The organism is Actinomyces sp. oral taxon 170 str. F0386, from assembly GCF_000195595.1.
Classification (GTDB): domain Bacteria; phylum Actinomycetota; class Actinomycetes; order Actinomycetales; family Actinomycetaceae; genus Actinomyces.
Genome location: NZ_GL882538.1, coordinates 110,844 through 136,742, shown reverse-complemented (window position 1 = coordinate 136,742; position 25,899 = coordinate 110,844). Strand labels below are relative to the sequence as shown.

21 protein-coding genes and 1 pseudogene are annotated in these 25,899 nt (G+C 67.7%); 7 read left to right on the top strand and 15 right to left on the bottom strand.

From position 1 onward, the window contains the following. Positions 1-12: 12 nt before the first annotated feature. On the bottom strand, positions 13-252 hold the full coding sequence (locus HMPREF9056_RS05960; protein ID WP_009403769.1) for a hypothetical protein: 240 nt from the start codon (positions 250-252) through the stop codon (positions 13-15). On the opposite strand from HMPREF9056_RS05960, the gene HMPREF9056_RS05955 reads away from it, so the two are divergent. After that, complete coding sequence (locus tag HMPREF9056_RS05955; RefSeq protein WP_009403767.1) at positions 239-463, top strand: hypothetical protein; 225 nt, start codon at positions 239-241, stop codon at positions 461-463. The two genes, HMPREF9056_RS05960 and HMPREF9056_RS05955, sit on opposite strands and share 14 nt — an antisense overlap. A gap of 73 nt (positions 464-536) precedes the next feature. On the opposite strand, the gene HMPREF9056_RS05950 is transcribed toward HMPREF9056_RS05955, so the two are convergent. Beyond that, positions 537-1,208, bottom strand: coding sequence for a response regulator transcription factor (locus tag HMPREF9056_RS05950; RefSeq protein WP_009403765.1), 672 nt, complete (start codon positions 1,206-1,208; stop codon positions 537-539). Continuing rightward, the gene (locus HMPREF9056_RS05945; RefSeq protein ID WP_034514013.1) at positions 1,205-2,341 is read right to left on the bottom strand and encodes a sensor histidine kinase; all 1,137 of its coding nucleotides are present in this window, start codon (positions 2,339-2,341) and stop codon (positions 1,205-1,207) included. The genes HMPREF9056_RS05950 and HMPREF9056_RS05945 overlap by 4 nt, the downstream gene beginning before the upstream one ends. Before the next feature lie 193 nt (positions 2,342-2,534). Here HMPREF9056_RS05945 and HMPREF9056_RS05940 point away from each other — a divergent pair, with 193 nt between their 5' ends. From HMPREF9056_RS05940 to HMPREF9056_RS05930, 3 genes are read left to right on the top strand one after another with little or no spacing between them, the layout of a single operon-like run. Further along, entirely contained in the window at positions 2,535-3,518 is a 984-nt protein-coding gene (locus HMPREF9056_RS05940) for an ABC transporter ATP-binding protein (protein WP_034514011.1), read from the top strand. A gap of 1 nt (position 3,519) precedes the next feature. Continuing rightward, entirely contained in the window at positions 3,520-4,662 is a 1,143-nt protein-coding gene (locus HMPREF9056_RS05935) for an ABC transporter permease (protein ID WP_009403759.1), read from the top strand. After that, a complete protein-coding gene (locus tag HMPREF9056_RS05930; RefSeq protein WP_009403758.1) occupies positions 4,649-5,833 on the top strand; it encodes an ABC transporter permease in 1,185 nt (394 codons plus the stop codon). Before HMPREF9056_RS05935 ends, HMPREF9056_RS05930 begins: the two co-directional genes overlap by 14 nt. A gap of 159 nt (positions 5,834-5,992) precedes the next feature. Here the strand turns inward: HMPREF9056_RS05930 and HMPREF9056_RS05925 are convergent. Both HMPREF9056_RS05925 and guaA read right to left on the bottom strand, forming a co-directional pair. Next, a pseudogene (locus tag HMPREF9056_RS05925) lies at positions 5,993-7,102 on the bottom strand (amidohydrolase family protein). A 989-nt stretch (positions 7,103-8,091) separates the two neighbouring features. Next, a complete protein-coding gene (gene guaA, locus HMPREF9056_RS05920) occupies positions 8,092-9,678 on the bottom strand; it encodes a glutamine-hydrolyzing GMP synthase (RefSeq protein WP_009403752.1) in 1,587 nt (528 codons plus the stop codon). Between the two features lie 449 nt (positions 9,679-10,127). On the opposite strand from guaA, the gene HMPREF9056_RS05915 reads away from it, so the two are divergent. The 3 genes from HMPREF9056_RS05915 (at position 10,128) to HMPREF9056_RS05905 (ending at position 12,417) form a co-directional block, all read left to right on the top strand. Next, positions 10,128-10,388 (top strand): hypothetical protein, encoded by a 261-nt coding sequence (locus HMPREF9056_RS05915; RefSeq protein WP_034514008.1) that lies wholly within the window; start codon positions 10,128-10,130, stop codon positions 10,386-10,388. Positions 10,389-10,742: 354 nt separating this feature from the next. Next, complete coding sequence (locus HMPREF9056_RS05910) at positions 10,743-11,564, top strand: protein-ADP-ribose hydrolase (RefSeq protein WP_009403746.1); 822 nt, start codon at positions 10,743-10,745, stop codon at positions 11,562-11,564. Next, positions 11,506-12,417 (top strand): Sir2 silent information regulator family NAD-dependent deacetylase, encoded by a 912-nt coding sequence (locus HMPREF9056_RS05905; RefSeq protein ID WP_087942202.1) that lies wholly within the window; start codon positions 11,506-11,508, stop codon positions 12,415-12,417. The genes HMPREF9056_RS05910 and HMPREF9056_RS05905 overlap by 59 nt, the downstream gene beginning before the upstream one ends. 22 nt (positions 12,418-12,439) lie before the next feature. Here HMPREF9056_RS05905 and HMPREF9056_RS05900 read toward each other — a convergent pair whose 3' ends face one another. From HMPREF9056_RS05900 to iolB, 10 genes are all read right to left on the bottom strand, one after another. After that, entirely contained in the window at positions 12,440-12,838 is a 399-nt protein-coding gene (locus HMPREF9056_RS05900) for a nuclear transport factor 2 family protein (protein WP_009403744.1), read from the bottom strand. A gap of 333 nt (positions 12,839-13,171) precedes the next feature. Further along, entirely contained in the window at positions 13,172-14,338 is a 1,167-nt protein-coding gene (locus HMPREF9056_RS05895) for a zinc-binding dehydrogenase (RefSeq protein WP_009403742.1), read from the bottom strand. Between the two features lie 154 nt (positions 14,339-14,492). Next, positions 14,493-15,773, bottom strand: coding sequence for an MFS transporter (locus HMPREF9056_RS05890; RefSeq protein ID WP_009403741.1), 1,281 nt, complete (start codon positions 15,771-15,773; stop codon positions 14,493-14,495). A gap of 195 nt (positions 15,774-15,968) precedes the next feature. Continuing rightward, positions 15,969-17,585: an MFS transporter gene (locus tag HMPREF9056_RS05885; RefSeq protein WP_009403739.1), complete on the bottom strand. Its 1,617-nt coding sequence runs from the start codon at positions 17,583-17,585 to the stop codon at positions 15,969-15,971. A 162-nt stretch (positions 17,586-17,747) separates the two neighbouring features. Continuing rightward, entirely contained in the window at positions 17,748-18,617 is an 870-nt protein-coding gene (locus tag HMPREF9056_RS05880; RefSeq protein WP_009403738.1) for a sugar phosphate isomerase/epimerase, read from the bottom strand. Between the two features lie 305 nt (positions 18,618-18,922). After that, positions 18,923-19,933 carry a Gfo/Idh/MocA family protein gene (locus tag HMPREF9056_RS05875; RefSeq protein ID WP_009403737.1) on the bottom strand — a complete coding sequence of 337 codons (1,011 nt, stop codon included), beginning with the start codon at positions 19,931-19,933 and terminating at the stop codon, positions 18,923-18,925. Between the two features lie 62 nt (positions 19,934-19,995). Then, positions 19,996-20,925 carry a sugar phosphate isomerase/epimerase gene (locus HMPREF9056_RS05870; protein ID WP_009403736.1) on the bottom strand — a complete coding sequence of 310 codons (930 nt, stop codon included), beginning with the start codon at positions 20,923-20,925 and terminating at the stop codon, positions 19,996-19,998. A 220-nt stretch (positions 20,926-21,145) separates the two neighbouring features. Continuing rightward, positions 21,146-22,639: a CoA-acylating methylmalonate-semialdehyde dehydrogenase gene (locus tag HMPREF9056_RS05865; protein WP_009403735.1), complete on the bottom strand. Its 1,494-nt coding sequence runs from the start codon at positions 22,637-22,639 to the stop codon at positions 21,146-21,148. Between the two features lie 375 nt (positions 22,640-23,014). Further along, positions 23,015-24,922, bottom strand: a complete 1,908-nt coding sequence (gene iolD / locus HMPREF9056_RS05860) for a 3D-(3,5/4)-trihydroxycyclohexane-1,2-dione acylhydrolase (decyclizing) (RefSeq protein ID WP_009403734.1) — start codon at positions 24,920-24,922, stop codon at positions 23,015-23,017. Between the two features lie 54 nt (positions 24,923-24,976). Next, positions 24,977-25,894, bottom strand: coding sequence for a 5-deoxy-glucuronate isomerase (gene iolB / locus HMPREF9056_RS05855; RefSeq protein ID WP_009403733.1), 918 nt, complete (start codon positions 25,892-25,894; stop codon positions 24,977-24,979). Positions 25,895-25,899: the final 5 nt, after the last annotated feature.

Sequence of the window (25,899 nt, the reverse complement as noted above, 5' to 3'; positions counted from 1 at the left end):
GGTCACTGCTGGTCACTGCCGGCTCACCCAGTCGAAGAGGTTCTCGGCCTCCTGGCGGCAGTCGGTGCGGACCAGCAGGTAGAAGGTCGCGTGCGCCGCCGCGTCCCGGATGGGCACGATGACCCGGCCGGGCACTGGGGCCGAGAAGGAGGGAGCGTCGGTGATGAAGTGAGGCAGGGGCGAGCCCGGCTGCCGCAACAACTGGCACATCCACCACGCCGCCAGCGGCGGCGGGCAGGTGCTCATCGTCATCGGCGGCCGGGGTTGGTACCAGGCCTGGGGCAAGCCCGCTCGTGAGCTCAGGCCCGGCGACGTCGTCAACATCCCGGCCGGCCTCAAGCACTGGCACGGGACGGCCGCCGATACGGCCTTCCAGCACATCACCCTGGAGGTTCCTGGCGAGCGCAGCTCCACCGAGTGGTGCGAGCCGGTGTCCGACGCCGACTACGACGCTCTGAGCTGACAGGCGATCCGCCTAGTACCCCATCGGCATGAGCAGCAAGAGGCCCATCTGCGTCGGCACGGACGAGCTGGGGTCAGCCAGTCTGCGCGGCGCGGTAGTACATGACGGCGACCTGGGTGCGGTTGCGCAGGCCCAGCTTGGCCAGGATCGCGCTGATGTGGTTGCGCACCGTGCCCTCGCTCATGAACAGCCGCGCCGCCACCTCGCCGTTGTCCAGTCCCTCGGCCACGGCCTCGACTACTTCGTACTCGCGGTCGGTCAGGGCCGCGAAGGCCGTGCTCCGAGGGTCCTGATGCTCCCGGCCCCGGTCCGTCCCACTCGCCTGCGGCCGGGCGCTGAGCCCCATGGTGGCGCTGCGCTCGAGCACCTCCCCCTCCAGGACGCACACCCCGGCCATGACGGACCGCAGCGCCGGGGCGACCTGGGCGACGTCCTGCTTGATGAGGTAGCCGCGCGAGCCCATCTTGAGGGCCCGCACGATGTACTCGTCGTCGGAGAAGGTGGTCAGGAAGACGATGCGCGCTCCTGCGTCCTCGGCCAGGATCTGCTCGGCAGCGCTGAGCCCGTCACCGCCCGGCATCTGGATGTCCATGAGGAGGATGTCCGGAGCCAGCTCCCGGTAGCGCTCGATGGCCTCGGGACCCGAGCTGCCCAGGCCGACGACGTCGACGTCGTCCTCGACCGACAGGATCGTGGACAGGGACTGGGCGACGAGCGCGTCGTCGTCGACGATGAGGACTCTCATAATGCTCCTTCTTTCCCCTGTCCGTTCTTGGGGATCGTGGCGAAGACCGTGAACCGCGGTCGCGGGGTGATCCGTACCCGGCCGCCCAGGGCCTCGACCCGCTCAGTCATGGAGCGCAGCCCCAGGCCCGCGCTCCCATGGCCGTCCACGGCCGGCTCGTCCTCGACGGGCACGACGCCGTCATTGTCGACCGTGACCTGCCAGAACGCAGGGTAGTCGGTGACCACAACTCGGGCCGAGTGGGCCCTACCATGGCGGGCGGCGTTGGTCAGGGCCTCGCGCACGACGGCACCGATGCAGCGCGCTACCGCCGCCGGGGGCTCGACGTCGGTGGAGCAGTCGACGCTCACGGAGTCGATGCCGCAGCGCGAGCCCAGGAGGTTGAGGGAGGTGGCCAGTTCCTCGCCCTCATCGGACAGGGCGTGGACGGAGCGGCGCATGGAGTCCAGAGCCTCGTCGAGGCCCGTATCCAGGGTGGCGAGGTCGGAGACGACGCCCGGCTCGTCCCGGTGAACGACCTGGAGGGCCTTGACCTGCAGCAGGAGGCGGGTGAGAAGATGGCCGACGCCATCGTGGATCTCGCGGGCGATCCTGGTGCGCTCGGCCAGGGCGGCGGCGCGCAGCTCGTAGTCCTGAGCCCGGAGCAGCCGGGCGTTGGTGTCCTGCAGGGTGAGGACCTTTTCGCGCAGGTCGTCTCGCACCACATGCAGGCTCATCCGCACCGCTTCCTCCTGGGTGGTGCGCAGCGCAAGGAGGGCCGCGAGCGCGCAGATCGCCAGGGCGAGAGCCAGTACCGGTGTCCTCGACACTTGTCTGGCCACAACGGCCGCGAGCGGAAGGCCACCGGTTGCAGCCGCCACCCGCTCGCGACGATTCCCGGACGCGGCGAAGCGGGCCAGATCGTAGGCGGCCAGCGGAGCCCCGACCACGGAGGCCGTCGTGAGGGTTCCGAGCAGGAGGTAGGCGACGGGCATCACGATCACCCAGCGGCTCCGGTCGGCAAACGTGCCCATCCCGCTGACAGCCACGGCACCGAGCAGCCAGACCATGGCGACCGCGTCCGTCTCCATGGTGAGCAGGGCCAGCAGGACACAGCCGCACAGCAGCACGATCTTGTCGACCAGTACCTTCACGCCTCGATTATCGACGATCGCCGGCGCTTTCAAGCCCGTCAGACCGATCTGGCGACCCTGTTGACGAATCTCATGACAGAAGTCATGGCTGCCCACCCGGATCATGACGGCAGGCACTTCTGGCCGTCACCGCCCCCGCAGGAACATGGGGGTCATGAGCCGGGGGGACACCGGTGGGAAGAAAGGAACCGAGATGGAAGTCAAAGACGGGACCAGGGATGTCGGCCCGGCGGTGGAGGTCGGCTCCCTGATCAAGCGCTACGGGGAGCTGGTCGCGGTCGACGGCCTGTCCCTCAAGATCCCGCGCGGTCAGGTGCTGGGGCTGCTCGGCCCCAACGGCTCGGGCAAGACGACGACGATCAGCTGCATCCTTCAGCTACTCGCCTACGACAAGGGCTCGATCCGCGTCTTCGGCGAGCCGATGACGCCCACCGCCTACGGACTCAAGCGCCGCATCGGCGTGGTGCCTCAGGACGTTGCCGTCTTCGACGAGCTCACGGTGGCGGAGAACGTCAACGCCTTCTGCGCTCTCTACGTTCGCGATCGCGCCGAGCGGCGCCGCCTGGTGGCCGAGGCGATCGCCTTCGTCGGCCTGGAGAAGTTCGTGAAGTTCAAGCCCAAGAAGCTCTCCGGCGGCCTGCTGCGCCGTCTCAACATCGCCTGTGGCATCGCCCACGGCCCCGACCTCATCATCCTCGATGAGCCCACGGTCGCCGTCGACCCGCAGAGCCGCAACGCGATCCTGGACGGCATCAAGCGTCTCAACGAACGCGGCGCCACCATCATCTACACGAGCCACTATATGGAGGAGGTGGAGCAGCTGTGCCACCGAATCGCCATCATGGACCGCGGCCGGCAGGTGGCCTCCGGAACCTCCAACGAGCTCAAGGCCATGATCGGTACCGCTGAGCGCATCCGCCTGGAGGTCGTCGATCCAGTTCCCCTGGGCGAGGAGGCACTGGAGGGACTTCGTCGGCTGGAGCATGTGCGCACGGCCACCCACCAGGACGGCGAGGTGCTCATCGAGTGCTCTCCCGGGGCCCATAACCTCTCCGACGTCATGAAGGCGTTGGAAGAAGCGGGGGCGACCTGCGGCCGGGTGACCTCCGAACCCCCGACCCTCAACGACGTCTTCCTGGAGATCACCGGGCGGGCCCTGCGCGACGAGGCGGCCTGAGATGCTGACCGTCTTCTCCTACCAGGTGCTCAGGCTCCTGCGCGACCGCATCCTGCTCGTATGGACACTCGGCTTCCCGATCGTCCTGTCCCTCATCTTCATGGCGCAGTTCTCCAACCTGAACGAGGCCTACGAGGCCAACCCCATGAGCTTCGGCGTCGTCCAGGACAAGGCCTACCGGGCGGATCCGGGACTGGACGCCGTCGTCAAGCGGATCTCCGCCGACGACGCCGACCCCCACCTCATCACCAAGGTCACCCACTCCACCGCCTCGGAGGCTGAGGCCGCCGCGAAACGGGGAGAGACCAACGGCTACCTCGCCGTCGAGAACGGCGAACCGGTGCTGCACGTGACTCAGAAGGGCAATGGGGCCGAGACGACTCGGGTGCTGCGGGTGGTCATGGACTCCTACACCCAGAGACGGGCCGAGTACAAGTCCTTGATCAAGGAGGGGACGGCGCCCGAGCGGCTGGCCGCCCTTGAGACCGACCAGTCCTTCACCCACTCGCTCTCAGTAACGCCATCTCCCGTCAAGCCCGAAACCCACTACTACTTCGCGCTGCTGGCCTTCGCCTGCGGCATGGGGACGACCGTGGCCTTGGTGGCCGTGAAGGGAATCATGGCCGTCTCACCGGTGGGCGCCCGGCAGACCCTGGCGGGCCTGTCCCGCTGGAAGGTCCTCACGGCCACGCTCGCGGCCTCCTGGGTGTGCGTCCTTGCCTGTCTGCTCATCGCCTTCGCCTTCATGGCCTCGGTCGTGGGCGTGGACTTCGGGCCCCACACGCTCCTGTGCCTCGTAGCGATCGGGGTCTGCAGCCTCATGTCGAGCGCAGCAGGTGCCATGTTGGGGACGCTCGGACGTCTGGAGGTCGGGATGATCTCCGGGATCACCTCCCTGCTGTCGTTGTTCACCGGCCTGTACGGTCCCGCGGCCCAGTCCCTGGCCATTTCCGTCGAGAGTCATGTCCCGCTGCTGGTGCAGGCCAATCCCCTGTGGCAGACCGCCCGCTGCTTCTACGGGCTCCTGTACTACGACTCCCTGGAGCCCTTCACCCGCAGCTGCGCAGTCCTGCTGGGCATGACATGCCTGTTCCTGACTATCGCCCTGATCCGTGCCAGGAGGATGACCCATGAGCACCTTTAAGACGTGTGTGAGAATTGTGGCCGCTCACCGGCTGTACATCCTCATCTACCTGGTGCTGCTATCCACGTTCGGTCTGTTCACCGGCATGGCCAGGTCCGAGGACTACTCCAGTCAGGTCACGACCGCCACGGCGAACGTGGCCGTTGTCGACCGCGACGACTCCACGATCTCCCGCGGGGTCAAGGACTATGTCGAGTCCGTCGGCAAGGTTCAGCCGCTCGAGGACTCCAGGCAGGCCATCCAGGACGCCACCGCGCAGGACCGCATCAGCTACATCCTCATCATCCCCGCCGGATACGGGAAACAGCTCCAGCAGACGGCTCATGAGGGTGCTGAGCCACCTCAGATGGACACGGTCATCGGGTACGAGTCCGCCTCCGGCGCACTCATGAAAGTGCGTACCGACTCCTACACGGGACAGGTCGCCGACTACCTGTCAACACTCACCGACGATCCGGCTCAGGCCGTCGCCCTGGCCAAGGAGACGATGAACCGCTCCGCCCCGGCCGAGCGGATCACCCCGGATACCACATCCCTGTCGCACAGCTTCCTCGTCTACGCCCGCTTCTCCTTATACCCGCTCATGACCTTCGCGATCGTCACGATCTCCACGCTCATGACAGCGCTGGGGCGCCGGGCAATCCGTTCCCGTCTTGACTCCGCCCCGGTGAGCAGCAGGTCCCGCAACCTCGGGCTGCTGGGCGCGGGCCTCGTCGTCGGGGCCGTCGGGTGGGTGTGGGTCCTCGGGCTGGGGATCACTGCCTTCGAGGCCGGCACCGTGACCACATCAGCCCCGCTCCTGGGCGTGGTCGCAGCGGCCCTGGGCGCCTACATGCTCGTGGCGGTCTCGATAGGATTCCTCATGGGACAGCTCGGCCTGAGCCAGAACGCGGCCAACGCCGTCGCCAATATCGGAGGCTTGGCCATGTCCTTCCTGGCCGGAGCCTGGGTACCGATCGAGTGGCTACCCGACGCCGTCGCCCGGGCTGCCAGGCTCACGCCCGGCTACTGGGCGGACCAGGCGATCTCCGGGGCCTACGATGCGACCTCGATGTCCGCCAGCATCATTCGCCCCTTGCTCGTGGACGGCGGGATCTGCGCCCTGTTCGCCATCGCGATCTTCTCGGTGGCCATGGCCGTGGGCCGCACCCGTGCGCGGTCATCGCTGTAAAGCGCGGGTGACGTCACCGTGGGCCAGCTGGTCTTCCAGCGTCCTGTGAGGCCAGGAGTCGGGCGTAGTCCTCGGCCAGGTCGGTCAGCCGGGCGCGAGCCGGTCCCCAGGAGTCTTTCCGACTGCCTCTCCGCCTGCCTGGTGCCTGATCCTGCACGCTCAGACCTCCGGGTGGCGAGCTGCTCGGGCGCTGCGCTCTCGCCACTCGGCCAGGGTCGCCGACGGACCGACTGCCTCGGCAGGAGTCTCGGAGGCGGCCAGGCCCTCGACCCGATCGGGGCGGAACTCGCGGCCGCGAACCACCACGAGGCGCAGGTCATGCAGGGCGGCCAGGCCCTGGCGCGGGTCCCCGGCGACCGCGATGAGGTCGGCCTCGAAGCCGGGGGTGAGTACCCCGGTGACGCCGGCACACCCGATCGCGGCGGCGGCCCTGGAGGTGGCGGCCAGCAGCACCTCGGTACGGGGCAGACCCACGGACTCCAGGGCCTGGAGCCCACCGACGTAGGCACGCTGCGGGGAGGCGGGGATCCCGGCGTCGTGGCCGGCGACGATTCTCACCCCGTGCTCCCACAGCTGGCGGGCGGGTGGGGCGAAGGCCGGGTCAGCCGCGATGATGCCGGGAAGATCGGCCACGATCGTGCAGTCGACGTACACGCCGGCCCGCGACATCTCATCGGCCAGGTATGGGTCGAACTCGCTGCGCCCGGCCGCCGAGACGAAGGAGGCGTGGGCGATGTAGTCGACCCCGGCACGCACGGCCCGCTCGATGCCCTGGGTGCCGTGAGCGTGGGCGGCCGTCCACCTCCCCAGGCGGTGGGCCTCGTCGAACAGGACTCACAGCTCCTCGGTCGTGAACTGGGCGAACCAAGGAGCAGAACCATCGGTCATGAAGCCACCGGTGGCCATCACCTTGATCGTGTCGGCGCCCATGAGGTGGTGGTGGCGAACCTGGTGGCGGATCTCGTCCAAGGAGTCCGCGGCGCCTCCGGCGTGGTGGGCGTGCCCGCCGGTCGTGGTGATCTGCGGCCCGGAGGCGATGATCCGGGGCCCGCGCAGGTCTCCGACATCGACGGCGTCGCGCAGGGCGACGTCGACGTAGTGGCGCGCTCCGAGGGACTGGACGCTGGTGACGCCCTCGCTGAGCAGCTCGCGGGCGGCGCGGACGGCGTTGAGAGTGAGGCGGGCGACCTCATGGGGCCCGTAGTCGGGGTACTCGACGTCGGTCCCGGAGGTGGGCAGGTGGTCGTGGGTCTCAATGAGCCCGGGCATGAGAGTGGTACCGGGCAGGTCCACGCGTACGACGTCGTTGGGGTCAACGTCGGGAAGGAGCTCGGCCAGGCGTCCCTCGAGATCTGCGGTCGTTCCGACGGCGACGATGTCCCGTCCCCTCAGGAGGACAGCACCACCCTGGCCGGCCGTGCGCGCTTGGACGACCTCGGCCTCGCTCGGGCTACTGGGCCGGATTCCAATGGTCTCGAGGCTGCCCTCCACCTGGCCGCGCCGACCGGTGAGGACGCGGTCGGCACTCACCAAAGCGGCCGAGCGCCCATCGAGGCGCTCACCGCCGTCGGTGGGCGGAGTGGTCCAGTGGACGGCCTCCGCCTCGGGGTCGGTGGTGGTGGGCTCAGTGGGGTGATCGGTCACGGCTGATCCTCGGTCTGCAGTCGGTGTCAGGCTGAAGAGCGCCACCGCACCGGTCGATCCGGTGGCACAAGAAGCACTGGGCTCATACTGCCCCAGATTCTCCGTTCCCTTCGTGTGGGACGGCCGACCCGAGCATCCTCACAACCTGGCCGCCCTACTCCCGAGGCCCCAGAGCAAGCATCGTCGGGACCGACCGCCGCCTCGACGACCGACCCCGACATTGAAGACTGAGGCGCAAACGCTACTTCACGGCAACGAAGACCTTGTCCGCAAGCAGGCCGGGACGAACCGCGAGGACTCCGTCCTGCGCGCCGTCGACGGGAACCGCCCGAACAACACTTCCGGTGACACTGGCACCGTTGTACAGCGTCGTCAGAGAGTCGATGGCATCTGGAGCGACGACAAGAGAATCGGTTCCATCAATGGTGACACCAAGCGAATACCCACCAGTGATTTTAAATGCTCGCCAGCAGAATTGAGAACCAACAAGTCATCATGCCTGCGAATCCGGCGCACCGTTCTTACCGGTATCCAGGCAAACGAAGTGGGCCCCACCAGCGCTTCAGCGCCAGCGGGGCCCGCGCAACGGCAGCGGCCACACTCAGGCCCGCCCGTCACTCCCACTCGATGGTGCCCGGGGGCTTGCTCGTGCAGTCGAGCACCACCCGGTTGACCTCCGGCACGGAGTTGGTGATCCGGTTGGAGATGCGCGCCAGGACGTCGTAGGGCAGTCGGGTCCAGTCGGCCGTCATGGCGTCCTCACTGCTGACCGGCCGCAGAACAATGGGGTGACCGTAGGTGCGCCCATCTCCCTGGACGCCCACGGAGCGCACGTCCGCCAACAGCACCACTGGGCACTGCCAGATCTCGCCGTCGAGCCCGGCGGCGGTGAGCTCCTCGCGGGCGATGGCGTCAGCGGCCCGCAGGACGCGCAGGTTCTCGGCCGTCACCTCGCCGATGACGCGGATGCCGAGCCCCGGCCCGGGGAAGGGCTGGCGGGCGACGATCTTCTCCGGCACGCCCAGCTCGCGGCCGATGGTGCGCACCTCGTCCTTGAACAGCTCGCGCAGCGGCTCGATGAGCTGGAAGTCGAGGTCCTCGGGCAGGCCGCCGACGTTGTGGTGGCTCTTGATATTGGCGGCGCCCTCTCCCCCACCGGACTCGACGACGTCGGGATACAGGGTCCCCTGGACCAGGAAGCGGATCTCGCCGCCCTCGGCCCCGACGGCCTCAACGACGCGGCGCTGGGCGGCCTCGAAGGAGCGGATGAATTCCCGGCCGATGATCTTGCGCTTGGCCTCCGGCTCGGTGACGCCGGCCAGGGCGCTCAGGAAGCGCTCGGTCTCGTCGACCGTGATGACCCGGATGCCCATGCCCTCGGCGTAGTCGTGCTCCACCTGCTCGCGCTCGCCGGCGCGCAGCAGGCCGTGGTCGACGAAGATGCAGGTGAGCTGGTCGCCGACGGCGCGATGGACGAGGGCGGCGGCCACGGATGAGTCCACTCCCCCGCTCAGGCCGCAGATGACGTGGGCGTCGCCCACCTGCTCGCGGATGCGGGCCACCTGCTCGTCGATGATGTTGTCCGGGGTCCAGGTGGCCGGCAGCCCCGCCTCCTTGTGCAGAAAGTTGACCAGCGCGGCCTGCCCGTGCTCGGAGTGGAGGACCTCGGGGTGCCACTGCAGTCCGTAGAGGCGCCGCTTCGGGTTCTCGAAGGCGGCCACCGGCGTCTGGGAGGTGGAGGCGGTGACAGTGAAGCCCTCGGGGGCGGCCTGGACCGCGTCGCCGTGACTCATCCACACCACCTGGTCGTCCGGGGTGCCGGCGAACAGGCAGGAGCCCTCCTCCACGCGGGCGGGGGTGTGCCCGTACTCGCGGGTACCGGTGCGCCCGACCGTCCCTCCCAGCACCTGGGCCATAGCCTGGAAGCCGTAACAGATCCCCAGGACCGGGACCCCGGCGTCGAAGACGGCCGGATCGACGGACGGGGCGCCGTCGGCGTAGACCGACGACGGACCGCCGGAAAGGATGATGGCCGCCGGCTGCTTGTCCAGCATGGCGGCGGCATCCATGGAGTGGGGCACGATCTCGGAGTAGACGCCGGCCTCGCGCACACGGCGGGCGATGAGCTGGGCGTACTGCGCACCGAAGTCCACCACGAGGACGGGGCCGACGGCGCTGGGAGAGGTCTGGCTGGTCGTCACCGGAACAGGATAGCCGGGGCGGTAACCGATCGCCTTCCGCCCTGCCGGCCGACGGCGTCGCCGCCTCTCGGCGTTGCCCGCCACCACAGGATGACTAGACCAGTGGTTGATGTCGCGCTCCTGCAGCACAGGTCACGTCTCCAGATCAAAACCACCACAACACCACCCCTCCCAAGCTCCCACCGGTGCCAGGAATGCCCTCAATGACGCCATACTCGCCACGCACCTTCGCAACCGAACCGCACTCCTCCCAGTGATTCCATGTGACACACGAACCATCGACGCAACACACGTCACGATCCTTTGTCTAGACAATCGGATGGAGCGTTCCTAGAGTTCTACGTGACGGAGAAACCTCCGTCCGGCCCACGGGCTGCACACAGTCGTGCAGGGACGCACGACTCATGGTCAGGCGGACCTGCTCGACGCACACCGAGAGGAACACTCACATGACCGCCACCACCACCGAGCGCCCCACCCAGACCGTCGAGACCACCGCCACTCAGGCAACCACTACCGACACGCAGACCGAGGCCAACCGCCTCACCTTCGCAGTCGCCATGATCGCCGTCATGTTCGCCGTCATGGTCATGGCCGTCGTCGGCGCCGTCACCGGCATCCCGACCCTCATGTTCGCCTCCTCCGTCCTGGCCGCGATCACCATGGGCGTGGGCATCTACACCGGCGTGAACCTCCTCGAGGCCCGCTGAGCGTAGACGACTCCAACGAGCTCACTGAAGCTCACCACCGGATCCGGGCCACGCATCACGAGCAACGCAGGACCCGGACCCAGCCCGGCAGGGCACAGGACAACGAGGCTGCGCGGCCAAGGAAGCCCGCGCAGCCATGGCAACCCGAGGGGCACCGCACAGGCGGCGCCCCTTTTCTCATGCCCGCGGCTGCACCACCGCTCCATGCAGGCCTCACCGAGAGCCAGGACCACAACGGTCGAGCACCCTATGACAGACGACGCAGAACTCACCCTATCCCTAATACTCTCTTCATGATACTTAATATGTACTAGTAACTAAGCGTCTTTTCCGTCATCAGCTGAGAGGACCTGCATGACATCGCTTCCACTGACTCAGCCTCAGCGCAGCGCCCTCGTTGATACATCGCTGGCCCTCCTGCTTCAGGAGCAGCCCAACGGCCAGCAGCTCCTGGACACCGTCTCGGCCGGCGATCCTGGTCGGCGCCGGCTGGCACTGCAGGCCCTGCTCGCCATGCGACCCGCGATCCCGCTGCCCGCAGAGCTAAACGTCTCACTGGAGCGGCTCCTGGCCGCCGAGGCGGCCGAGCGAGAAACCGTCGACGCCCTCAGCCTGCCGGGAACGGAGGTGGACCCGCGCCTGTCTCTGTGGCGCGGCGACATCACAACGATCCGGGCCGACGCGATCGTCAACGCGGCGAACTCCGCTCTCCTCGGATGCTTCCAGCCGCTGCACGCCTGCATCGACAACGCCATCCACTCGGCCGCAGGCCCCTGGCTGCGCCAGGAGTGCGCGGACATCATGGCCTCTCGGGACCGCCCCGAACCTACCGGCACAGCAACGGTGACCAGGGGCTACCACCTGCCGGCCACCCAGGTCATCCACACCGTCGGACCGATCGTGCACGGTGAGCCGACCCCAGAGCATGAGGTGCTCCTGGCCTCCTCCTACCGATCCTGCCTGCTCACCGCCGAGGAGCTGGGGGCCTCCAGCATCGCGCTGTGCTGCATCTCCACCGGTGTCTTCGGCTACCCCAAGACCGAGGCCGCCGTTATCGCGGTCCGTACCGTCCGCGAAGTCCTCCCCCACTGCCAGTCACTCACGAAGGTGGTCTTCAATGTCTTCGACCCGATCGACGAATCGATCTACCGCGGTCTCCTCGGCCCTGACCGCTGAGAGCTCAGAGGCGATCCGGCACCTGGCCGACGCAGCCTCCCGGGCCGACGCCGTCGTTCTCGGGGCCGGTTCGGGGTTGTCGGCTGCGGCGGGTCTGTCCTACTCAGGCCCCCGCTTCGCGCGTCTCTTCCCGGACTTCATCGAGGAGTTCGGCCTGAGCGACATGTACTCCTCCGGGTTCTATCCTTTCCCAACGCCGGAGCACCGGTGGGCGTACTGGTCGCGACACATCATGGCCAACCGCTACGACAACCCCATCCTCCCCCTCTACCAGGACCTAAGGGCCATCCTGAATGGTTTGGTGGACACGGACTACTTCGTCATCACCACGAACGTCGACCACGCCTTCGCCCGCAATGGCTTCGACGAGTCGCTCCTCTTCGCCACTCAGGGCGACTACGGGTTGTGGCAGTGCTCCGTTCCCTGCCACGCCGGCACGTGGTCCAACGAGTCGGCCGTGCACAAGATGGTGGCCCACCAGCAGGACCTGCGCATCCCCTCATCCTCGCTGCCCACATGCCCCCGGTGCGGGGAGCCCGCGGCAATGAATCTGCGAGTGGATAGCACCTTCGTGGAAGACGATCGCTGGCACACCGCGGCCGAGCGATACCACAGGTTCCTGTCCGAACACGAGTCGGATCGGGTCCTCTACCTGGAGATCGGGGTGGGGTGGAACACGCCCTCACTCATCAAGTTCCCCTTCTGGCAGCGGACCTACGCCAATTCCTCGGCCACCTTCGCCACCCTCAACCAGGAACCGGAGGTCCCTCAGCAGATCGAGCAGCGCTCCATCGCCGTCCCCGGGGACATCGCCGCCAGCATTGAGGCCTGGAAGGCGCTGGCGCAGAGCTGACGTGCCGGCGCCCGCGCCGGAGTCAGAACATGCCGTTGTCGTTGGCAGAGGTCTCCGGGATCACCTGGAGCACGTCCCAGTGCTCCACGATCCGGCCACGCTCATCGAGACGGAAGATGTCGATGCCCGCGTAGTCGTCCGACCCCGGCCACCGCTGGTGGCAGTGCAGGATGACGTAGTCCCCCTCGGCGAAGGCACGCACGAACTCCACGCTCTTTCCGGGGTAGTCACGAGCCATCCGCTCGAAGTACTCGACGAAGGCCTCCTTGCCGTCGGCCACGTGAGTGTTGTGCTGCCGGTACTCGTCACCGGCGTAGCGCTCCAGCGCCTCCCTCGGCCGACACTGATTGAACATGAGGTCGTAGAAGGCCTTGACGTTCTCCTTGTTGCGCTCCAAGGTGCGCTCCAGTTCAGTGGACATACGGGGCTCCTCCTTCGCTCCTTGCGGTGGTCACACTAGTCAGTCAGACGCCCTCCACGGTTGACGGCGCACCGCAACGACACCCGAGATGTCCAAATCGGATACAAAGGCGGAATCCAGGCTCACACCACCGATAAGAAACCGCGTGATTCCGCGGTTCCGTTGACGGCCTGATCGGGCCACGGGCTCCTTTGTCACCGATCTGGACACGACGCGCCCTCCGCCTCAGTTTCGGATCACACATTGCGCCTCCTGCTCAAGCCGACAGGGCCCGAGCAGGAGGCGCAAGGACAAGCGCGGAAAGCTCCGACGACCGGGGCTCACCGCCTGGACCTACAGCGACATGTCGACGACGGCGCGCCCCTGGATCTCGCGGTTGCGCAGCGCGGTGTAGCCGGCACCGGCCTCATCAAGCGGCAGGCGGCGCGAGACGACGTCACGGTAGTTGATGACGCCCTTGTCGGCCAGGTCGACGACGGCCGGCAGGTCCTGGCGGGTGCGTGCCCCGTAGGAGCCGAGGATCGACTGCGAGCGGCGCACGGTGCGGTTGATCTCCACACCGGCCGTCTGCACACCGGCGCCCAGGCCGATCGGAACCATTCGACCACCATCGGCCAGGACGTCCAGAGCGGTGGTCCAGGTGGCGGGGATGCCCAGAGCCTCGAAGGAGACATCGACGCCCTTACCGCCGGTGAGTCGGAAGACCTCCTCGCGGGCATCCTGGGTGACCGAGTTGACCACGGCGGTGGCCCCGTAGCCGAGCATTGGGGCGAGCTTGTCGTCATCGACGTCGATGGCGATGACCTGGCTGGCACCGAAGGCCCGGGCGATCTGGACGATGTTGGTGCCCACGCCGCCGGTAGCGACCACGGCGACGGTCTCCCCGTAGCGCAGGTCGGCGCCGCGGCGTACAGCCCCGTAGCCGGTCATGGCGGCGCAGCCCAGGATGGCCGCCGGCACCATGTCGATGGAGTCGGGCACGGGGGCGACGGCGGTGGAGGGCACGACGGCGTACTCGGCCAGGCCGCCCATGGAGTACATCGCCACCGGTTCGCCGTCGGGGGTGGCCAGGCGGGTGGTGCCGTCGTAGAGGACGCCCTTAAGACGGTTGAGGTCGAAGAAGGGACCGCACAGCTCGTCGCGTCCCGAGGCGCAGGCGTCGCACTGACCGCAGGGCATGAGGAAGCCCCCGGCCACCTTCTGCCCGACCTTCAGACCGGTGTGGTCGTTGCCGGGGCCGAGCTCCACGATGGTGCCGGAGACCTCGTGGCCGAGCACCGCCGGCAGAGGGAAGGCGATGGCGCCACCGATGACGTGGAGGTCGGAGTGGCACAGCCCGCAGGCGGCCACCTTGATGAGGACCTCACCACTCTTGGGCCGGGGGGTGCGCAGGGTCTCGATCTCCAGGCCGACCTCGTGGTCACGCAGGACCGCGGCCTTCATGGTTTCGGGAATGGACTCGGTTGTCTCTGAGGCCTGGACTGCCTCGTTGCTCGTCATGCTCAGGTGCCTCTCTGTCAGGTGTCGACGACGTCAGACCGTCGGGCGGCCTTCTCCGGCCGTACTCCCACCATACGACATTTGTCCTGACAAACCATAGGTCCGAAGTCGGATGCGCGGACCCTGCCCTCAGACCCGCTCTGCACTTACCCCCTCAGACCTTCAGCTCGCGCGGCAGCCGCAGGAGCACGACGACGACGCTGACCAGCGACAGCGCGAAGGCCGCCCAATACAGGACAGATGCCCCGAGATGAGCCACGACGAGCAGCGCCGCGATGAGGACGCCGGCGCGCGCCAGGGCCCCACCCGTCGCGGAGGCTCGCCGCTGAGCCTCGACCAGCCACGGCGGGATCCTCGGGTCGATCGCACCCTGACAGGCCGGCAGGACGAGTACCGACTGGCTGGCCACGAGGATCGCCAGTGAGATGACGATCGTCCAGGCACCGCCCACTCCCCCAAGGGTCAGGCCGGTGATCAGGAAGGTCGCCCCCAGGACGGCCACAACAGTGCCCAGGACCACGCGCAGGAAGCGCAGCTGCTCGATCCGGGTCACCAGCACCAGGGCAAGAAGGGCCAACCCGACCCAGACCGCGGCGCTGGTGGCGATCGCACCGGCTCCGAGCCCGAGGTCGACCGCGACCAGCGGGGCCAGGACCAGAGCCGCCGCACCCAGCGGCGCCTCCTGGGCAAGGATGAGGACGGCGCCGGTCAGCACGGCGGTACGCACCTGGGGCACCCGCAGGTCCGCAGGGGTCAGAGCCTGCTGCTCGGCCATCATCTCGGCATCCAGTCGGGTCCAGTCGATGGCCACAGAGGCCTCCAGGGTCCCGTGCAGGCGGCGCAGCGCCTCGAAGGCCTCGACGTCACGGCTCTGCCGCACCAGCCAGGCCGGGCTCTCGGGCAGGCGCAGGGCGCAGAACAAGTGGACCAGCGCGGCCACTGCGACCACCACCCAGGCGGTGGGGGTGCGCGCCGGACTCCACCAGGCCGCCAGGGTCGCGACGCCCGCCCCAGCAGGACCGAGGGCCATGGCCTGCGGCATGAGACGCTTGTGCCCCCTCAGGGAGAGCTCGTGGCAGACCAGTGGCGCCACGACGAGCATCCCACCGGCGGCCGATCCTGCGAGCCCGGCACCGATGAGGGCGGGGACACCGTCGAGCCCCGCTGCGAGCCCCGCCCCCACTGCGGCCAGCACGGCCACGACCAGGCCGGTTCTCCTGCGGCCCAGGTGCCGGGCGAGGGGCCTGCTGGCGACGGTCCCCAGAACCATGGCCACACCGACGACGCAGACCAACGCCAGTGCACCGCTGCGGATGTCCGCGACGACGACGGCCAGCGCCCCTTCGAGGGCTCCGAGGAACAGACCTGCCGCCCATGCGTACAGCCTGAGGCGAACCGGGGCGGGCGGTGCGCTGCGCGGCGGATGCGGGTTCATGGACCGGTCACCGTGTACGTCATGGGCGGCATTGTGTGTAGATGTCTGTTCAGATGTGGCATCAGCTGACGCTGACGACGTCGGGCGGGGACTGCGACAGTGTGTCAGAACCGGGAGGTCGGCTTCAATCCGATCCGTTCAGATCCGCCGGCATGTCAGTGGCGCAGCACTGCAGCAGCCCCGTACCCCAACGCGTCAGCTGAACTCCTTCTCGAAGCGCTCCTCGAGCTCCTCCAGGGAGTGGTACTTCGTCTCGGGCACGTACTTCATGTAGAAGATGAGGGAGAGCACGTTGATGAGGCAGAAGATGAGGTAGGTGCCCGCTCCCCCGAGCCCCTCCATCATGATGGGGAAGACCAGGGCGACGATCGCGTTGGCGATCCACAGGGCGCCGACCGCCAGCCCCATGGCCGTGCCGCGGACCTTGGCGGGGAAGATCTCCGCCACGAGGACCCAGGTGACCGTTCCGGACTGCTTGGCGAAGACGAACAGGGAGACGATGAGCAGCACCAGGTAGGGGGCGAAGGCGGGAGCGCCCTTGATGTTGCCGTCGGCGTCCTGATAGGGCTGGATGAGGAAGAAGAAGACCGCGGCCAGGAGCCCCAGTGAGACCACGATGCTGGCCTCCTGGTAGATGCCCACGTGCCGGCGGGCGAATTTGGTGACCAGCCACAGACCGACCGCCGATCCCACGAAGGAGATGAATCCGGAGACGACGTTGAGGGAGATCGCGTCACTCATGGGCAGACCGGCCGCGGAGAGAACCTTGGGCGTGTAGTACATGGCCGTGTTGATACCGGTGAGCTGGTCGGCCAGGCCCAGGATGATGCCGATGATGAGCAGGTGCCGGGTCCATTTGACGCCGAGGATCTGGGCCAGGCCCCATTTCTCCTGACTGGCCTCCCTGCGCTGGACCTCGAGCATCTCGTCGATCTCGTCGGAGATGGGGCCGTCCTTGGACTCGTCACGTACACGCTTGAGGGCTCCGATGGCCTCGGCGATACGCAGGTTGGCGACGTACCAGCGCGAGGACTCCGGCATGAGACGGATCCCGATCCACAGCGCGATGGCCGGCAGCGAGGCCAGCACGAGCATGTAGCGCCAGGTCGTACCGTTACCGGACTCGACGGCGACGTTGGCCAGGTGCTGGACCGACTCCCAGGAAACGGTCTCGCCCGCCTTGGCGACAACCTCACCGGAGCTGTTGACGACGTCTTTGGCGACGGTGACCTCCGGACCACCGTGGATCTGGGTCAGGACCGCGTTCATCGAGAAGGCGAGGAACTGACCGAAGACGATCATCATCTGGTCCACGGCCACGAGCGTTCCGCGGATGCGCTTGGGGGCCGTCTCACCGAGGAAGACCGGGACCGTCGCCGAGGCGCCACCGACGGCGAAGCCCAGGACGATCCGGAAGAAGTAGAGGACCCAGATGTTCGGCGAGAAGGTGCATCCCAGTGCGCCGAAGAAGAAGACGGCGGCCAGGAGCGTGATGTTGTGGCGACGCCCGTACTTGTCGGAAAGCTTGCCGCCGACCGAGGCGCCCAACGCGGCGCCCAGGCACAGGAAGGTCCCCACGAGGCCTTCCTCCACCGAGTTGATCTGAAGGCCGTTGGCGTCGTGAGGCAGGTACATATACGGCAGCGCGGCCGAGATCACTCCGGTGTCGTAGCCGAAGAGCAGCGAGCCGAGGGTGGCGACCAGGGCGATGAGTCCGAGCGAGCGCTTCGGACCCGAGGCGGGGGTCTGATCGACCAGCTCCCGGATCTTCTCCGGCGTGTACTGCGCCGCAGAATTCGATGGTGTGGACATTGGACGGAACTCCTTGGGTCGTCCGCCGTCATTGGCGGGGGCGAAAAAGGGCGCTGCTGGATGAACCGGGAGGCCCGGTCCGCCGGCCACCGCCCCGCAGTGCACGAGCGGGAGCCGGCAAGGTAAGCGGTCCTCACAGTGGACGGAGAGGACCGATGAGGGTCAGCCGAGCTCTTTGTGGAGCCGGGCCAGCACTCGGCGGTTGATGTCATCGGCGTGCTCGTGCCAGCCGAAGACGCAGACGGACAGCACGCCATCGAAACCGATGTCGCGCAGCGTGGCAAAGACGGCGTCCCAGTCGATCTCGCCGTTGCCGACCTCGTTGTGCTGGTGGACGGTGACGTCGGCGCCGGGCGGGTTGATGATGTAGCGGTTGCCGTCGTTGGCGCGGTGGTTGAAGCCGTCGGCGATGTGCACCTCGCGCAGCTTGCCGACCTCGTGGGCGGTGCGGATCATGCGCTCGACGTCACCGGCGCCGTCGGAGAGGTGGAAGACGTGCGGGCAGCAGAACTCGTAGCCGATCCAGTCCTTGTTGACGGCACGCACCAGCCCCAGGGCCGGGTCGTGCAGCTCGACGAAGTCGTAGGGGTGGGCCTCCATGTTGAGGCGGATGCCATAGCGCTCGAAGTCGGGGATGAGCTCCTCGATGGAGCGGAACCACTGCTCCTCGCTGCGGCGGGCCTGGTTGCGGTCCCCGGAGAACTCCGAGGTGATCTCGCGGACGTCGATCTGGTCGGCGAGCTCGAGCAGGCGACGCCAGTTGGACACCTGGGCACGCCGTTCCTCCTCGTCGGGCGAGGACCAGTTGAAGACGGGGTTGAGGGTGCGCACCTTGACGCCCGTCTCCTTCTGGGCCTTGTTGAGCTCGGCGACAAAAGCATCGTCGGCGGCGGGGCGGTGGTGCCAGAAGTGGAAGTCCGCGTTGGGCGAGAGCTCGACGTGCTCGAAGCCCAGCTCTGCGGCCTTGTAGAGCGTACGCACCGTGGACATGGTGCGGTAGTACATGTTCGGGTCAAGGGCGATGTCTACCAAGGAGGTCTCCTCTCAGGGGCCGACGGCCATGTCGACAACACCCATAATGTCATGACAATAGCGTCGGGGGAAGTAGTTGAGGCCGACATTTTTAATCCTTCGGCGGTGTCACGGACTCACGCCGTCCCGCCGCCGAAAAGTCGTCGTCCCGGGAGACGGGGACGGACACCTCCCGGGACGAACGTGGTAGGCGGACCCCGTCGCCGTCTGCCCGGTGAGCTTGCCGGAGCGCTGACGAACACGCAGCAATCGCGAGCGCCCCGGCAGCAGCCGTGCGCCGTGGCGGACGACGACGGGGAGGCTTGTCAGGCGTAGAAGGCGGGCTTGGCGATGAGCGTGACGTCGACCATCGGTGAGGACTCGTCCTCCAGCGAGGCGACCGCCGCGTCGACCACGGAGGTGGCCGCGTAGCCGTCCCAGGAGGTCGAACCGGTGTGCTCATCGCGGGCCACGGCGTTGATCCACTCCTGCACCTCGCGGTTGAAGGCGGCCTCGAAGCGGTCGATGTGCGACTGGCACATGGCGTTGCGGTTGCCGTGGACGTCGCGGATGTGGATCCTCTCCTGGTCGCCCAGCCTCACCGCGGCGGCCTCCAGCACGAGCTCGCACTCAATGGAGTAGGCGTACTGCAGATTGACGTTGACCTCGTCATCGATGCGCACGCCGGACTCGGTATACATGACGACGACGACCGGGTCGATGAGGTGGTCGAAGCGGTGAGTGGTCGACTTGGGGCGCTCCACGCGCACCTTGACGATCTCCTCGCCCAGGAGCCAGCGCATCGTGTCGATCTCGTGGATCGCCGTGTCGTCGATAGCCATGCGCGAGGTGTAGGACTCCGGCACGGTGGGGTTGCGGTGACGGTTGTGGACCAGGAGGGCCTGGCCGTTCTCGCCGTCGTCGAGGACCTTCTTCATCTCGTTGTAGGCGGCGTCGAAGCGGCGCATGAAGCCCACGGTGACGAGCTTCTTGCCGGCCTTCTGCTCAGCCCCCATGATGGCGATGCAGTCCTCGGCGGTGGTGGCCAGGGGCTTCTCGCACAGGACGTACTTGCCGGCCTCGATGGCCTTGATGACGTCGGGGGCGTGGACCTTGCCGAAGGTGGCGATGAGGACGGCGTCGACGTTCGGGTCGTTGATGAGCTCATCGGCGCTGTCGTAGGCCTTGGCGCCATAAGGCTCCGCGGCCGAGACCGCGGCGTCGTGGTTGATGTCGGCCACGGCGACGATCTCGCCGCCGGACAGATCATTGGCAATGCGGGCCAGGTGGGCGCGGCCCATGCCGCCGGCGCCGATGAGTCCGATGCGTACAGTCATGATGTGTCTCCTCGTTGAGGTGGTGTCAGTGATAGGTCGGCCAAGTCGGGTGGCAAGAGGCCTCAGGCCAGTCCCAGGCCGCACTCGGCCAGGTACGTGCGCATGTTGATGGCGTTCTGCTTGGGGAAGGAGGGCTCGCAGGGGTAGCAGTCCTGCTCGCAGATCGCGTAGATCGGCTTGTCCAGGGCCGCCAGGGCGTCGACGAACTCGTGCATCTCGGGCAGGCCGGCGGGCGGGCAGACCGAGGCGCCCTTGGTGACGGCCTCGCCGAAGGGCCAGTCCTTCTCGTGGGCTTCGCGAGTGATGTCCTCGTCGAAGGCCTTGATGTGGACGTAGGTGATGCGCTCGGGGTACTTCCGGCACAGCTCGACTGGGTCGCCACCGCCGTAGACGACGTGCCCGGAGTCCAGGCACAGGTTGACGTAGGTCGGGTCAGTGGCGTCGAAGATGCGGGCGATCTCCTCGGGGGTCTCGATGTGGGAGTCGCCGTGGGGATGGAGGACCATCTTGAGGCCGTACTCGTCCAGGAGCATCTGCCCCAGGGCGTTGGCGTGCTCGACGTAGAGCTTCCAGGCGTCGTCGGACAGGACGCGGTCGTCGGTCCACTCCCAGGTCTTGTCGTCGCGGTAGAGCGGGGGCAGGTGGACGATGTACTCGGCGCCGACGGCGGCGTGGGTCTCGGCGATGGCGCGGAAGGTCTTGAGCGTGGTCTCCCAGGCCTCCTGCTTGTGCAGGATGCCCCAGCCGGTACCGGCGACCACCCTCATGCCGAACTCGTCGCACCACTTCTGGAGCTCCTTGGGGTCGGTCGGGAAGTAGCCGAAGGGGCCGGTCTCGATGACCTCGAAGCCGGCCTCGGCCATCTCCTCCCAGGCCTGACGGGGGTCCATCTGCTTGGGGTCCTCGGGGAACCAGACGCCCCACTGGTCGGGGCAGACGCCGATGGTGAGCCTGGAGTACTTGGGGTCGTTGGTGTTGACGGCTTTGGACATCGTTGTCTCCTTCGCGAGGCGATTTCCGAATCGTTTCGGACTTGGCGTCCACTGTACTCCTTCTCCAGTCAGAAACCTAGGTCTTTGTACTAACAAATATGTCTGATCTCCAGCGGTCCCAACAATGCGCGGACGCACCTTAGGGCTCGCGGACTGATCCTGCGGGATCAGTCTCTGAAGGCCCAAGGTGCGTCCGCGGTGATGTGGCGGGCGGCCGCGCTTACTCCTCGCGCTGGAAGGACATGGTCGCGGCGTAGGTCTTCTCCGAGGGCCAGCGGCTGGTGACCGCCTTGGCGCGGGTGTAGAACCGCACGCCCTCGGGACCGTGGATGTGGGTGTCACCCAGGAGCGACTCCTTCCATCCGCCGAAGGAGTAGTAGGCCACCGGCGTCGGGATCGGCACGTTGATGCCGACCATGCCGGCCTCGACGTCGAGCTCGAAGCGGCGGGCCACGCCGCCGTCGTTGGTGAAGATGGCCGCACCGTTGCCGAAGGGCGAGGAGTTGACCTGCTTGATGGCCTCCTCGTAGGTGTCGGCATGGACGATCGCGAGCACCGGTCCGAAGACCTCCTCGGTGTAGAGCGAGGACTCCAGAGAAACGTTGTCGACGATGGTTGGGCCAAGGAAGTGGCCCTTCTCGTGGCCGGGGATGACCAGCGGGCGGCCGTCGAGGACGACCTCGGCCCCCTTGGCCTCGGCGTCATCGATGAGGCCGGTGATGAACTCCTTGGACTTGGCGTCGATGACCGGGCCCATCTCGACGCCCTCGTCCATGCCGTAGCCGACCTTGATCTTCTCGGCGTGGGCCTTGACGCGGCGGGCCAGGTCCGGGCCGCAGCCGCCCACGGCCACGACGACGGGCAGGGCCATGCAGCGCTCGCCGGCGGCCCCGAAGGCGGCGGCGGAGATGTGCTGGGCGGCGAAGTCCAGGTCGGAGTCGGGCATGACGATGGCGTGGTTGTTCGCCCCGCCCAGGGCCTGGACGCGCTTGCCGTGGGTGACACCGGTGTTCTGGACGATGTGGGCCACCGGGGTGGAGCCCACGAAGGAGATCGCGTCGATGCCGGGGTGCTCGAGGACCTTGGAGACCATGGTGCGGTTGCCGGAGACGACGTTGAAGACGCCGTCCGGCAGGCCGGCCTCCTTGTAGAGCTCGGCCGTCAGCAGGGCCGCCGAGGGGGTGGCCGAGGCCGGCTTGAGGACGAAGGCGTTGCCGGTGGCGATGGCGATGGGATGCATCCACATGGGCACCATGGCCGGGAAGTTGAAGGGGCAGATGCCGGCGACGACGCCGACCGGCTGACGCAGGGTGTGGATGTCCACACCGGTGGAGATGTCGAAGGAGTGCTCGCCCTTGAGGGCCAGGTTGATGGCGGTGGCGAAGTCGAGGGTCTCGCGCCCGCGCTGGATCTCGCCGACGGCGTCGGAGTAGTTCTTGCCGTGCTCGGCCACGATCATCTTGGCCATCTCGTCCTGGTGGTCCAGGACCAGCTGGCGCATGCGGAACATGATGGCGGTGCGCTTGGCCAGCGAGACCTTCGCCCACTCCTTCTGGGCGCGGCGGGCCACCTCGACGGCGTGGTCGAGGTCGGCGTCGGAGGCCTGGAGCAGCTCGGCCTCGACCTCACCGGTTCCCGGGTTCTCGACGGCGAAGCGGCCGATCGGAGTGCCCTCGTAGTATTTTCCGTCGATCCAGTGCGCAATCGTTCTCATCGTTATCGACTCCTGATTGTCGGTTTCGCGGGCCCGTCCCCGCCTGTGGGGTGGGCCTGACAGGACTCCGACCAAGGTCTCAGTGGCGGACCGGCCGGGCGCCCAGCGCCTTGCGTGTGCCCCAAGCCTAACGTCCTAGGCAGCGGATGACGTCATTTTGTCAGAACAAAATGGGGGCGTTGACCACATCGTGATCTTCCCGGGTCGCCCTCGGGCTCCCGACGACGCCCCGAGAGCCCATGTCAGAGGCTCACGTACACGGGCCGAGGCAGACGGCGGGGCCCACAGCACTGTCCGCCGTGGGCCCCGCCGTCGCGGATGGCGCGGAAACGCACCACTTCCGCGTCCTACCTGTGATCCCTCCAGGTAGTGGCCTTACAGGTAGTGACGCTGAGGCTTGCGGTCACGCAGGTACTCCTCGTAGGCGCGCTGAGTGGACTCCAGCTCGGAGACGCCCGAGACCGGGACGTCCCACCAGCTCGACCCGGGCGGGTTGGGGCCGTAGAGGTCGGTCTCGATGTGGATCATCGTGGGACGGTTGGAGGCCTCGGCCTTGCGGTAGGCCTCCTTGAACTCCTCGATGGTGTGGACCTCGAGGACGTCCAGTCCCCAGGAGCGGGCGTTGGCGGCGATGTCGACGCCGTCGATGACCTGCTCGTCGGCCAGGTGGCTGCCCTCGCCACGCTGGCGGTACTTGGTGCCGAAGCGCTGGGAGCCGCGGGACTCCGAGAGGGCACCGATGGAGCAGAAGCCGTAGTTCTGCAGCAGGACGTAGATGACCTTGATGTTCTCCTGGACCACGGTGGCCAGCTCCATGGGGAGCATCTGGTAGGTGCCGTCACCCACGATGGAGACCACCTCGGCGTCCGGCCGGGCGAGCTTGACACCCATGGCGGCGGGCACCTCGTAGCCCATGCAGGAGAAGGCGTACTCCACGTGGTACTGCAGCGGACTGCGGGCCTGCCACAGGGCCTGGAGGTCACCGGGCATGGAGCCGGCGGCGTTGATGACCACGTCCTCCTCCCCCATGAGCTCGTTGAGGGCGCCGAAGACCTCGGTCTGGGCGGGCAGGGGCCCGTGGTCCAGGTGGTAGCAGCGTTCGGTGGCCCTGAGCCAGGCCTCCTTCTCCTGGGTGATCTCATCGGAGTAGGCCGCCTCCACGCGGTAGTCCGCGAGCGCCTCGGTGAGGGCCGACAGGGCCTCGCGGGCGTCGGCCACCACCATCTCGGCGCTCTCCTTGGCGGCGTCGAAGGGGGTGACGTTGATGTTCACGAATTTCACGTCGGGGTTCTTGAACTGGGTCTTGGAGGCCGTGGTGAAGTCGGAGTAGCGGGTGCCCACGCCGATGATGAGGTCGGCCTTGTCGGCGATGTGGTTGCCGGAGTCGCAGCCGGTGGAGCCCACGCCGCCCACGGCGCTGGGGTGGTCGAAGTTGATGGCGCCCTTACCGGCCTGGGTGTCGCCCACCGGGATGCCGGTGGCGGTAGCCAGGGCGCGCAGCTCCTCGCTGGCACCGGCGTAGACGGTGCCTCCGCCGGCGATGATGAGGGGGCGCTTGGCAGCCTTGATGAGGGCGACGGCGCGCTCCAGGGCGGCGGGCTCGGGCACCGGGCGGCGCACGTGCCACACGCGCTTGCGGAAGAGCTCCACGGGCCAGTCGAAGGCCTCGGCCTGGACGTCCTGGGGCATGGCGATGGTGACCGCGCCGGTCTCGGCGGGGTCGGTGAGCACGCGCATGGCGTTCAGCAGCGAGGGGATGAGCTGCTCGGGACGGTTGATGCGGTCGAAGAATCGCGAGACGGGACGGAAGGCGTCATTGACCGAGACGTCCAGGCTGGTGGGGTCCTCGAGCTGCTGGAGCACGGGGTCGGGGACGCGGGTGGCGAACTGGTCGGAGGGGAAGAGCAGCACCGGCAGGCGGTTGGTGGTGGCCAGGGCGGCGCCGGTGACCATGTTGAGGGAGCCCGGGCCGATGGAGGCCGTGCACATGTAGGTCTGGAGGCGGTTGGTGGTCTTGGCGAAGGCGGCCGCCGCGTGCACCTGCCCCTGCTCGTTGCGGGGCATGATGTAGGGCATCTCCTGCTCGCCGTCGGCGCGGGCGATCTCGTTCTGCAGGAGGGCCTGGCCGATGCCGGCCACGTTGCCGTGGCCGAAGATCCCGAAGGCGCCGGCGATGAGGCGCTGCTCGACGCCGTCGCGCTCGGAGTACTGGTTGGACAGGAAACGGATGGTGGCCTGGGCGACCGTCAGACGGATCGTGCCGGCGTAGGCTTCGTTGCTCATCGTGGTTCTTCTCTGCTCTTCTCAGGTGGTGGGGGCGGTCGAAGGGAGGATCGGCTAGTCGTTCATGGGGGTCATGGGCAGGCGCGGGTCGACCTCCTGCCCCTCCCAGGTCTGGCGCACCCAGGTGTGGTGGGGGTCGTCGGTCATGAGCCACACGGAGTCCTCGGCGGGGCCGGCCATGACGTTGAGGTAGTAGAGGTCGTAGCCGGGGGCGGCCACGGAGGGGCCGTGGTAACCGTAGGGCATGACGACGACGTCGCCGCCGCGCACCTCGGTGCACACGTCGATGTCGTGACCGGGAGAGGGGTAGATGCGCTGGAGCGCGAATCCCTCTGCGTCGCCGTCGTCGCCGGAGCGGACCTCGTAGTAGTAGATCTCCTCCAGGACCCGCTCGACCTCGGAGTGCTCGTCGTGCTTGTGGGGCGGGTAGGAGGACCAGTTGCCCCCGGGGGTGAGGACCTCGCAGGCCAGCAGGTGGGAGGTCTCCACGTCGTTGCCCAGGGCGTAGTTGTTGACCTGACGAGAGGAGGGACCGGCGCCGCGCAGGCCGGTGCCGACCTCGGAGCGCGGGCAGTAGCGCAGCGGCTTGTCGGTGGTCGCCTTGGAACCGGGCAGGGCGATACGGGCACCACTGGCACTGGTGAGGGTCACCTCGGTGCGGCGGGGGACGTAGACGTAGTCGGTGATGTCGGTGAAGACCGACTCGCGTCCGGCGACCTCGAAGCGCTCGCTGCCGGCCTGGACGCTGCAGCCCCCCGACAGGGGCAGAACGAGGTACTCGTGCTCACCGGCGGGCACGGTCAGGCTCCCGCCGGGGTCGAGCGCCACCACTCGCAGGGAGGACCACTCCCAGCCGGCCCGCTCCGGGGTGAGGTCCAGCTCGTAGCTGTCGTGGGCGAGCTCGCCGGCGCGGATGACGTAGCGGGACTGGCCCGACGTCTCGGGCTGGGCGATGCGGTCGGTGTGGCCCATGGTGG

Coding starts and splice junctions, on each gene's coding strand:
- HMPREF9056_RS05950 (WP_009403765.1), bottom strand. CDS start 1,208: ATGAGAGTCCTCATCGTCGACGACGACGCGCTCGTCGCCCAGTCCCTG.
- HMPREF9056_RS05875 (WP_009403737.1), bottom strand. CDS start 19,933: ATGACTGTACGCATCGGACTCATCGGCGCCGGCGGCATGGGCCGCGCC.
- HMPREF9056_RS05930 (WP_009403758.1), top strand. CDS start 4,649: ATGAGCACCTTTAAGACGTGTGTGAGAATTGTGGCCGCTCACCGGCTG.
- iolB (WP_009403733.1), bottom strand. CDS start 25,894: ATGGGCCACACCGACCGCATCGCCCAGCCCGAGACGTCGGGCCAGTCC.
- HMPREF9056_RS05890 (WP_009403741.1), bottom strand. CDS start 15,773: ATGAACCCGCATCCGCCGCGCAGCGCACCGCCCGCCCCGGTTCGCCTC.
- HMPREF9056_RS05865 (WP_009403735.1), bottom strand. CDS start 22,639: ATGAGAACGATTGCGCACTGGATCGACGGAAAATACTACGAGGGCACT.
- HMPREF9056_RS05870 (WP_009403736.1), bottom strand. CDS start 20,925: ATGTCCAAAGCCGTCAACACCAACGACCCCAAGTACTCCAGGCTCACC.
- HMPREF9056_RS05905 (WP_087942202.1), top strand. CDS start 11,506: ATGTCTTCGACCCGATCGACGAATCGATCTACCGCGGTCTCCTCGGCC.
- HMPREF9056_RS05940 (WP_034514011.1), top strand. CDS start 2,535: ATGGAAGTCAAAGACGGGACCAGGGATGTCGGCCCGGCGGTGGAGGTC.
- HMPREF9056_RS05960 (WP_009403769.1), bottom strand. CDS start 252: ATGACGATGAGCACCTGCCCGCCGCCGCTGGCGGCGTGGTGGATGTGC.
- HMPREF9056_RS05895 (WP_009403742.1), bottom strand. CDS start 14,338: ATGACGAGCAACGAGGCAGTCCAGGCCTCAGAGACAACCGAGTCCATT.
- HMPREF9056_RS05935 (WP_009403759.1), top strand. CDS start 3,520: ATGCTGACCGTCTTCTCCTACCAGGTGCTCAGGCTCCTGCGCGACCGC.
- HMPREF9056_RS05915 (WP_034514008.1), top strand. CDS start 10,128: ATGACCGCCACCACCACCGAGCGCCCCACCCAGACCGTCGAGACCACC.
- HMPREF9056_RS05910 (WP_009403746.1), top strand. CDS start 10,743: ATGACATCGCTTCCACTGACTCAGCCTCAGCGCAGCGCCCTCGTTGAT.
- HMPREF9056_RS05900 (WP_009403744.1), bottom strand. CDS start 12,838: ATGTCCACTGAACTGGAGCGCACCTTGGAGCGCAACAAGGAGAACGTC.
- HMPREF9056_RS05885 (WP_009403739.1), bottom strand. CDS start 17,585: ATGTCCACACCATCGAATTCTGCGGCGCAGTACACGCCGGAGAAGATC.
- iolD (WP_009403734.1), bottom strand. CDS start 24,922: ATGAGCAACGAAGCCTACGCCGGCACGATCCGTCTGACGGTCGCCCAG.